Origin of the sequence: Mycobacterium helveticum, from assembly GCF_007714205.1 — a bacterium.
Classification (GTDB): Bacteria; Actinomycetota; Actinomycetes; order Mycobacteriales; family Mycobacteriaceae; genus Mycobacterium; species Mycobacterium helveticum.
In genome coordinates this window covers 24,864-33,400 of record NZ_VMQU01000055.1, presented here as the reverse complement: position 1 = coordinate 33,400, position 8,537 = coordinate 24,864, and the positions used below count along the sequence as shown (strand labels likewise).

General features: G+C 70.4%; 9 protein-coding genes. 7 read left to right on the top strand and 2 right to left on the bottom strand.

The genetic code is table 11. The features are described 5' to 3' along the window. The coding region (locus FPZ47_RS14335; RefSeq protein ID WP_145039472.1) for a glycosyltransferase family 4 protein at positions 1-872 on the top strand (872 nt) is incomplete at its 5' end. Here FPZ47_RS14335 and FPZ47_RS14330 read toward each other — a convergent pair. Continuing rightward, positions 873-2,675: an AMP-dependent synthetase/ligase gene (locus FPZ47_RS14330; RefSeq protein WP_144950493.1), complete on the bottom strand. Its 1,803-nt coding sequence runs from the start codon at positions 2,673-2,675 to the stop codon at positions 873-875. Positions 2,676-2,800: 125 nt separating this feature from the next. Here FPZ47_RS14330 and FPZ47_RS14325 point away from each other — a divergent pair, with 125 nt between their 5' ends. From FPZ47_RS14325 to FPZ47_RS14305, 5 genes are all read left to right on the top strand, one after another. Further along, entirely contained in the window at positions 2,801-3,199 is a 399-nt protein-coding gene (locus tag FPZ47_RS14325) for a polyketide cyclase / dehydrase and lipid transport (RefSeq protein ID WP_144950495.1), read from the top strand. 96 nt (positions 3,200-3,295) lie between these two features. Then, on the top strand, positions 3,296-3,733 hold the full coding sequence (locus tag FPZ47_RS14320; protein WP_144950497.1) for an SRPBCC family protein: 438 nt from the start codon (positions 3,296-3,298) through the stop codon (positions 3,731-3,733). Then, positions 3,726-5,000, top strand: coding sequence for an ArsA family ATPase (locus FPZ47_RS14315; RefSeq protein WP_144950499.1), 1,275 nt, complete (start codon positions 3,726-3,728; stop codon positions 4,998-5,000). The genes FPZ47_RS14320 and FPZ47_RS14315 overlap by 8 nt, the downstream gene beginning before the upstream one ends. After that, the gene (locus FPZ47_RS14310) at positions 4,997-5,410 is read left to right on the top strand and encodes a hypothetical protein (RefSeq protein ID WP_144950501.1); all 414 of its coding nucleotides are present in this window, start codon (positions 4,997-4,999) and stop codon (positions 5,408-5,410) included. The genes FPZ47_RS14315 and FPZ47_RS14310 overlap by 4 nt, the downstream gene beginning before the upstream one ends. An 82-nt stretch (positions 5,411-5,492) precedes the next feature. Beyond that, positions 5,493-6,230 carry a lysophospholipid acyltransferase family protein gene (locus FPZ47_RS14305; protein ID WP_144950503.1) on the top strand — a complete coding sequence of 246 codons (738 nt, stop codon included), beginning with the start codon at positions 5,493-5,495 and terminating at the stop codon, positions 6,228-6,230. Here FPZ47_RS14305 and FPZ47_RS14300 read toward each other — a convergent pair. After that, positions 6,227-7,522 (bottom strand): glycosyltransferase 87 family protein, encoded by a 1,296-nt coding sequence (locus tag FPZ47_RS14300; protein WP_144950505.1) that lies wholly within the window; start codon positions 7,520-7,522, stop codon positions 6,227-6,229. The genes FPZ47_RS14305 and FPZ47_RS14300 overlap by 4 nt on opposite strands. A gap of 104 nt (positions 7,523-7,626) precedes the next feature. On the opposite strand from FPZ47_RS14300, the gene FPZ47_RS14295 reads away from it, so the two are divergent. After that, positions 7,627-8,502: a hypothetical protein gene (locus FPZ47_RS14295; RefSeq protein WP_210419907.1), complete on the top strand. Its 876-nt coding sequence runs from the start codon at positions 7,627-7,629 to the stop codon at positions 8,500-8,502. Positions 8,503-8,537 lie beyond the last annotated feature (35 nt).

Genomic DNA, 8,537 nt, shown 5'->3' with positions numbered 1-8,537 from the left:
GGGGGGGGGGGGCGGCCGCGGGGGGGGGGGGGGGGCCGCCCCCCCCCCCCGCGGCGGGGGCGCCGCGCCCCCCCCCCCCCCCCCACGGCCACGAAGTGGGCTGGTCGATGCTGCCGGTGGCCCGCTCGGTGTTGCGCCGCATCGGCGACGACACCGACGTCGTGACGTTCGTCAGCCGCTACACCCGCTCCCGGTTCGCGCCGGCCTTCGGGTCCGCGGCCTCGCTCGAATACCTGCCGCCCGGGGTGGACACCGACCGGTTCCGGCCCGACCCCGCGGCCCGTGCCGAACTGCGGAACCGCTACCGGCTGGGCGGACGGCCGACCGTGGTGTGCCTGTCGCGTCTGGTGCCGCGCAAGGGCCAGGACACGTTGATCAGGGCGCTGCCGTCGATCCGGCGACGCGTCGACGGGGCCGCGCTGGTCATCGTGGGCGGCGGCCCGCACGCCGACGCGCTGCGCAAGCTGGCCCGCGGCTGCGGGGTCGCCGAGCACGTGACGTTCACCGGCGGCGTGCCTGCCGCCGAACTGGCCGCGCACCACGCCCTGGCCGACGTGTTCGCGATGCCGTGCCGCACCCGCCGCGCCGGCATGGACGTGGAGGGGCTGGGCATCGTGTTCCTGGAAGCGTCGGCGACCGGCGTGCCGGTCATCGCCGGCGAGTCGGGCGGGGCCCCGGAAGCCGTGCGGCACAACGAGACCGGGCTTGTGGTCGACGGCCGCTCGGTGGCCAAGATCGCTACCGCCGTCACCGAGTTGCTGACCGATCGCGATCGGGCCGCGGCCATGGGCGCGGCCGGCCGCGAGTGGGTGACGGCGCAGTGGCGCTGGGACACGCTGGCCGCGCGCCTGGCCGGCCTGCTCCGCGGCTGACTAGTCCTTCGCGTAGATCGCGGCGATGTCGGACGCGAACTTCTCGGCCACCACTTTGCGCTTGACCTTCATCGTGGGCGTCAGCTCCCCGGTGTCCTCGGTGAAGTCGACCGGAAGGATGCGGAACTTGCGGATCGACTCGGCGTGCGACACCGAGAGGTTGGCCTGCTTGATGGCGGCGTTCACCTCGGCGATCAGGTCGGGGTCGGTGGCCAGGTCGCCCACCGACGCGCCGGCCGCCTTGCTGTTGCGCTGCTTCCAGACGTCGAACGCCTCGGGGTCGATCGTGATCAGCGCGCCGATGAAGGGCTTGTTGTCCCCGACGACCATCGCCTGGCTGATCAGCGGGTGCCCCCGCAGTTGGTCCTCGAGCAGCGCGGGTGCGACGTTCTTGCCGCCCGCGGTGACGATGATCTCCTTCTTGCGCCCGGTGATCGTCAGGAAGCCGTCCTCGTCGACGGAGCCCAGGTCGCCCGTCTTGAACCAGCCGTCGGTGAACGCCTCGGCGGTGGCCTGCTCGTTGGCCCAGTAGCCGCTGAACACCACCCCGCCGCGCACCAGCAGCTCCCCGTCCTCGCCGATGCGTAAGCTGTTGCCGGGCACCAACGTTCCGACTGTCCCGATCTTGACGTTGCCGACCTGGTTGACCGTGATCGCCGCACTGGTCTCGGTCAGGCCGTAGCCCTCATGGATGGTGAGGCCCACACCGCGGAAGAAGTGGCCCAGCCGGGCGCCCAGCGGTGCGCCGCCCGACACCGCGGCGCGACAATCGCCGCCCAGCGCGGCGCGCAGCTTGTGATAGACCAGCCGATCGAACAGCGCATGTTTGGCGCGCAGCCGCAGCCCGGGGCCCCCGCGGTCGCGGGCCTGGCTCCACTCGACCGCGGTCTGGGCGGCGAGCGCGAAGATCCGCCCCTTGCCGTCGTTGGCGGCGCTCTGCTCGGCGGTGTTGTACACCTTCTCGAACACCCGCGGCACCGACACCACCACCGTCGGCGTGAACTCCGCCAGCAGCGGCACCAGGTTCTTGATGTCGCTGGTGAAGCCGACGGTCACCTTGTTGGCGAACGCGCCCAGCGTGAGCGCCCGGGCCAGGACGTGGGCCAGCGGCAGGAACACCAGCAGCCGCTGCCCGTTGGCCAGCAGCGTCGGGAGGCACTCCTTGGTTCCCCGCATCTCGTAGAGCAGGTTGGAATGGGTGAGCTGGCAGCCCTTGGGCCGGCCGGTGGTGCCCGAGGTGTAGATCAGCGTCGCCGGGTCCTCGGCCCGGAGCGCCCCGAGCCGCGCCGTCAGCTCGGCCGGGTCGACCGGCGCGCCGGCCCCGGCCAACTGGTCGAGCGCCTTGGGGCCCGACCCGTCGATGCGCAACACCCGGCGCAGGGCGGGCAGTTCGCCGGTGAGCTCGGTGATCATCGCGGCGTGGGCGTCGGTTTCGGCGAACGCCAGCACCGCCGCCGAGTCCTGCAGCACCCAGTGCACCTGCTCGGCCGACGACGTCTCGTAGATCGGCACGGTGACCGCGCCCACCGACAGGATCGCCAGGTCGAGGATCGCCCACTCGTACCGGGTCGCCGAGAAGATCGACACCCGGTCACCTGCCTGCACCCCCAACGCGATCAAACCCAGTGCCGCGGAACGGACCTGATCGGCCGCCTCGGCGCACGTGACGTCGGTCCAGACGCCGTCGACCCGGCGCTGGTAGATCGCGAAGCCGGGGTCCTGTCGCTCGTGTTCGAAGACCATGGCCGCGATGTTGTCGTGCTCCCCGACGCAGAAGCGGGCGGGAACGCTGTACTCACGCACTGTGTTGACCTCGATTCGGCTAGTGATGCCGGCTCCGGCTTGCCGTGTCCAGCCTAATGCGGGCGTTTACCAGCCCAACCCGGCCCAACCCGGCCCGGCCGCCGCGGGTGTGTGAAGCTGGGGCGGTGAACAGCATCCAGATCGCCGACGAGACGTACGTCGCCGCCGACGGCGCGCGGGTCGGCGCCGCGGTCGCCGACCCGTCGAACTGGCGGCGGTGGTGGCCCGACCTGCGGTTGCAGGTCGTCGAGGATCGGGCCGACAAGGGCATCCGGTGGGCGGTGACCGGCGCGTTGACCGGCACCATGGAGATCTGGTTGGAACCCATGCGGGACGGGTTGGACGGCGTGGTGCTGCACTACTTCCTGCATGCCGAACCGACCGGCGTGGCGGCCTGGCAGCTGGCCAGGCTCAACCTGGCGAAGGCGATCCACCGGCGCCGGGTCGCGGGTAAGAACATGGCTTTCGAACTCAAGGCGACGCTGGAACGGTCACGCCCGGCCGGGATTTCTCCGGCAGTTTGACGCTCAACCTCGGGCATGGGGAGTACCGTTTCGGGCCGGAGACCGGGTTAGTCCCGCGGCGGGCCGACTCGCTCGTGGGAGAGAGGCAGCAGCCAGGTGGCGGAGAAGACGACGCAGACCATTCACATCGACGCTGATCCCGACACGATATTGAAGGTGATCGCCGACATCGACGCCTACCCGGATTGGATCTCGGAGTACAAGCAAGCAGAGGTGCAGGAAAGGGGCGCCGACGGCTACCCCAAGGTGGTGCGCTTCGTGATGGACGCCGGGATCATCAAAGACACCCTGGTCATGTCCTACCAGTGGCCCAAAGATCGCCGATCGCTGAGCTGGACCCTGGTCTCCAGCTCGCTGCTGCGTTCGCTCGAAGGCTCGTATCGCCTGGCGCCCAAGGGTTCTGGCACCGACGTCACCTACGAGCTGTCGGTGGACCTTGCCCTGCCGATGATCGGGATGCTCAAACGCAAGGCCGAGCGCAGGCTGACCGACACCGCGTTGAAGGATCTGAAGAAACGAGTCGAGGCTGAGTGAGTCCGTTACGCCGACCCCGTCCCGGGTCAGTCTGTTCGTCGGCAAGGGCGGGGTAGGGAAATCCACTCTGGCCTCGGCCACCGCGGTCGCCGCCGCGAACCGGGGTCAGCGCGTGCTGGTGGTGTCCACCGACCAGGCGCATTCGCTGGGCGACGTGCTGGGCGTCCCGGTCCCGCCGAGCGGTCCCGACGAGCCCGTTCGGGTGCTCGCCGACCTCCGAACCGAGTGGGCCGAGGCGGGCGGCGGTTTCCTCGACGCGCTGGCCCTGGACACCCTGGCCCTGCTCGAGGCCCGCTGGCAGCACGTGGTCGGCGCCGTGGATCGGAGTTTTCCCGACTCCGAGTTGGGCACCATTGCCCCCGAAGAACTTTCGGCCCTGCCGGGCGTCCAGGAAGTTCTCGGGCTGCACGCCGTCGGTGAGCTGGCCGCCTCCGGGTACTGGGATCTGGTCGTCGTCGACTGCGCCTCGACGGCCGACGCGTTGCGGATGCTGACCCTGCCCGCCACGTTCGGGCTCTACGTCGAGCGTGCGTGGCCGCGCCACCGCAGGTTGTCGATCGCCGCCGATGACAGCCGGTCGGCGGCGGTGGTGGAGTTGCTGGAGCGCATCAGCACGGGCGTCGATGCGCTCGGCGCACTGTTGACCGACGGCGAGCGGGTCGGTGCGCATCTGGTGCTGACTCCCGAGCGGGTGGTGGTGGCCGAGGGCCTCCGGACCCTGGGCTCGCTGGCGTTGATGGGGGTGCGCGTCGAGGAGCTGATCGTCAACCAGGTGCTCGTGCAGGACGAGTCCTACGAGTACCACAACCTGCCGTCCCACCCGGCGTTCTCCTGGTACGCCGAGCGCATTTGCGAACAACGCGTCGTTCTCGAGGAACTCGGCGCCGCCGTGGGCGACATCGCGCTGGTGGTGACCCCGCACCTGTCCGGCGAGCCGATCGGTCCCAAGGCGCTGGGCGCACTGCTCGACAACGCCCGCCGCCAGGGCACCATGGCGCCACCGGGTCCGCTGCGGCCCGTGGTGGACCTCGAATCCGGATCGGGACTTGGGTCGGTGTACCGGATGCGGCTAGCGTTGCCCCAACTCGATTCCGGCGCCCTGACCCTCGGCCGGGTCGACGACGACCTGATCATCGGCGTCGGCGGGTTGCGGCGCAGGGTTCGGTTGGCGTCCGTGCTGCGGCGCTGCACGGTGTCGGACGCACGTCTGCGGGGTAGTGAGCTGACGGTTCGTTTCCGACCAGACCCGGAGGTGTGGCCTAGATGAGTGGGGCTCATCCCGACGTCGGTCCCGAGCTGCGCAGGCTGGCCCAGGCGATCCTGGACGGAATCGACCCGGCGGTGCGGCTGGCGGCCGCGATGACGGCCGGCAACGGGCCGGGAACCGCGAAATGCCGGCAGGTGTGGTGCCCGGTGTGTGCGCTGGCCGCGCTGGCCACCGGTGAGCAGCACCCGTTGCTCACCCTGATCGCCGACCACAGCATCGCTCTGTTGGAGGTGATCCGCGGCATCGTCGGTGACGCAGCTGAGGCCGACCGGTCACCGCAGCCGCCCCCGGACCGGCCGCCCGGCGGGGGTGTGCCACCGCCGGGCGATGCGGCGCGCGCCGGCCGGGACGCCGGGGAAGGCACCGCCAAGACCCGGTATCAGTCCATCCCGGTCACCGTCGAGGAGTGAGCCGCCCGCGTCGAAGGTGGTCGCCCGCCGCGCGGATGGGTACAGTTGGCGCAGGACACGACCGGCGGGGAGAGGGAGGGCCATGTGGTACTGGCTATTCAAGTACGTTCTTCTCGGCCCGTTGCTCTCTCTGCTCGGCCGACCCAAAGTTGAAGGCCTGGAACACCTTCCGCGCTCCGGACCGGCGATCCTGGCCAGTAACCACCTGGCCGTCATGGACAGCTTCTACCTGCCACTGGTCGTGCGCCGCCGGATCACCTTCCTGGCCAAGGCCGAATACTTCACGGGCGCCGGGCTCAAGGGCTGGTTCCAGCGCTGGTTCTTCACCGCCGTCGGTCAGGTGCCGATCGACCGCACCGATGCCGACGCCGCGCAGGCGGCGCTGGACACCGCCGAACGGCTGCTCGGTCAGGGCAAGCTGCTCGGCATGTACCCCGAAGGCACTCGTTCGCCGGACGGCCGGCTCTACAAGGGCAAGACGGGGCTGGCCCGGCTGGCGTTGCACACCGGGGTCCCGGTGATCCCGGTGGCGATGATCGGCACCGACGTGGTCAACCCCCCCGGGACAAACATGCTGCGGTTCGGCCGGGTCACCGTCCGCTTCGGCAAGCCGATGGATTTTTCCCGCTTCGAGGGGATGGCCGGCAACCGGTTCATCGAGCGGGCCGTCGCCGACGAGGTGATCTACGAGTTGATGGGTCTCTCCGGCCAGGAATACGTCGACATCTACGCCGCCAGCCTCAAGGAGGGCGGCAACGGCGACTCCGGCGGCGCCTCCGCCGCTGACGCCGCGCGCATCCCCGAGACCGCCGCGGGCTAGCCGACCGCCGACACCGGCGTCAGCGCGGGCGTTGCCGCGTCCCGCGAACCGACGCGGGCGCCGACGGTGAATCCCGCCGCGGCGATGACCGCCAGCGCCCACCATACGTAGGACATGCCGGCCAGTTGGCGCCACCACACCGCGGTCGTCTCGTGATGCTTGGGGAGCAGGTTGATCGGGGTCCAGGCCATCAGCGCCACCCCGGCGGCGCTGATGACCGCCAGCGCCGGGCTGCGCCGCCGCCAGGCCGCAGTCCCGGTCACCAGCACCGCCGGCAGCATCCACACCCAGTGGTGCGACCACGACACCGGCGACACGACCAGCCCGAACAGGGCGACACAGATGATCGCCGCCGTCGGCTCGCCGGCGCGCAGCACCCGTCGCATCGCCCACACGGTCAGCGCCAGCACCAGCAGGCTCGCGGCCACCCACAGCACGAAGCGCTCGTGCTCGCCGAGGCCCAACCGGGCCAGTCCGCCCGCGATGTTCTGGTCGGTGTTCAGCGCAGCGGCCCCGATCCGGTCGGTGTGGTGCACCGTGCGGGTCCAGTACTCCCACGAATCGTCCCACGCCAGCGCGAAACCCACGGCCGTGGCGGCCGCGAAGGACGCCAGCGCGATGAGCGCAGCACGGTTGTCGCGGCGCAGCACGAGATAGAGCAGGAACACCGCGGGAGTGAGCTTGAGCGCGATCCCGAGCCCGAGCAGCACGCCGCGCGGCCACGGCGTGCGGCGCGGAAAGCAATCGGCGATCACCAGCGTCATCAGCACGGCGTTGATCTGGCCGAACGCGAAGTTCGAATTGATCGGTTCCAGCCAGATCGCCGCGGGTGCCACGATCAGCACGGTCAGCCACAGCCGGCGTAGCCACGCCGGCCCCGGCAGCACCGTCGAGGTGTCCCAGACGTCCAGCCGGGTGAGCACGACCACCGTCGACACCATCAGCAGCGCCAGCGTCAGCAACGTGATCGCGACGCTGGCGGCCGGCATGTGCAACCAGGCGAACGGGCTGAACACGATGGCCGCCAGCGGGGGATAGGTGAACGGCAGGTTCAGCCCGATGGGGGTGTGGAACAACACCTCGCCGCGGTACAGCGGATGCCCGTCCAACCAGGCCTGACCGCCCATCTGATAGATGTCGATGTCGATGCGGTACGGCGTGTGTCCGAAGAGGCCCCAGGCCGCGTAGGCCAGCGCGGCGGCCGCCGCCAACCAGAGCAGTCCCCACGTCAGCACCCGCCCGGGACCACTTCTGGCAGCGAAGCCCGCGCCGGGCGCCTGCGATCTACTCATATCGGCAACAGCGTAATCGGTGCCCGGGCCCGGCAGGTGGCGCAGCGCGGCTCCTGCCTGGTGCGGGCAGGCAGGCGTAGGTTTCAAGTGTGCTGCAGTGGTTCGTGTCCAGGGTCGCCGAGTGGTTCTCCCATGACATCCACGACGGCGGCCGGCTGCCGCTGCTGTGCTGTCTGGTGGCCTTCATCCTGACCTTTTTCGTCACGCGAACGTTCGTCCGGTTCATCCGCCACCGCGCCGCGACCGGCCGCCCGCCCAAATGGTGGCAGCCGCGCAACGTCCACGTCGGGGGAGTGCACATCCACCACGTGACGTTCGGGGTGGTGCTGGTGCTGATGTCCGGACTGACGCTGGTCACCTTGTCCCTCGACGGGAACGAACCCGAATTCACCTTTGCCGCGATATTTTTCGGTGTCGGGGCCGCGCTGGTGCTCGATGAGTACGCGTTGATCCTGCACCTGTCCGATGTGTACTGGTCGGAAGACGGGCGCACGTCGGTGGACGCGGTGTTCGCCGCGGTGGCCGTGGCCGGCCTGCTGATCATGGGCCTGCATCCGTTGATGTTCTTCCTGCCGGTGTGGCGGGGCGCCGATTCGACGGCGCTGCGGTTCGCGGTCGGCGGTGCCATGGCGCTGACGCTGCCGCTGGCCGTGATCGTGGTGCTCAAGGGCAAGGTGTGGACCGGCCTGCTCGGGATGTTCATCGTCGTGCTGCTCGTCGTCGGGGCGGTCCGGTTGTCGCGCCCCCACGCCCCGTGGGCCCGGTGGCGCTACACCACCCAGCCGGACAAGATGCGCCGGGCGCTGCAGCGGGAACGGACGCTGCGACGTCCCGTCGTGCGGGCCAAGCTGGCGTTGCAGTGCGCGATCGCCGGCACCCCGCGCCTGCCCGACGAGCGCACGGTCGACGCCAGGCTCGACAACGAGGTGCGTCCCGCGCCGCCGCCCGAGAAGACCGAGCCCATCCTGATCGGCAGGTAGGTCGCCGCGCCGCCGCCCCTCGGCCGCACGCCTAG

Coding starts and splice junctions, on each gene's coding strand:
- FPZ47_RS14310 (WP_144950501.1), top strand. CDS start 4,997: ATGAGTGGGGCTCATCCCGACGTCGGTCCCGAGCTGCGCAGGCTGGCC.
- FPZ47_RS14305 (WP_144950503.1), top strand. CDS start 5,493: ATGTGGTACTGGCTATTCAAGTACGTTCTTCTCGGCCCGTTGCTCTCT.
- FPZ47_RS14300 (WP_144950505.1), bottom strand. CDS start 7,522: ATGAGTAGATCGCAGGCGCCCGGCGCGGGCTTCGCTGCCAGAAGTGGT.